1 protein-coding gene is annotated in these 279 nt (G+C 31.9%); it reads left to right on the top strand.

Going from position 1 to position 279, the window contains the following annotated elements:
- Positions 1-228, top strand: a 228-nt coding sequence (locus RYX56_RS21950) for a hypothetical protein (protein WP_317124064.1), incomplete at its 5' end; no start/stop codon positions are given.
- Between the last annotated feature and the right edge of the window lie 51 nt (positions 229-279).

The following is a 279-nucleotide window of genomic DNA, read 5'->3' as shown; positions in this document are numbered from 1 at the left end:
TTATTAAATGCCGGTATTGGAACCGATATCATTAACATAAAAAATAAAAACACGATTTGCAGTATTTATTTAACAGCCTCTAACCTTACAGATATTTCCTATCAAAATCATCTAAGCAGGCTGAAATATGTAGGAGGAAACATTGCCAGCCGCACAATAGGAATTTATAATCCGGGAAGAAATTTTACGATCAAACTAAATATTCCTATGCAGCAAAACAAAAATTAGTTCAATTAAATTCTTTTGGAGCCGTTTGCTCGTAATCTTCTTCATAATGAA

It is taken from the genome of Alkalihalophilus lindianensis, from assembly GCF_032843265.1.
Classification (GTDB): Bacteria; Bacillota; Bacilli; order Bacillales; family Bacillaceae_D; genus Alkalihalophilus; species Alkalihalophilus lindianensis.
Note: the sequence above shows the minus strand (reverse complement) of the source record. Positions and strands in the feature narration are given on the sequence as shown.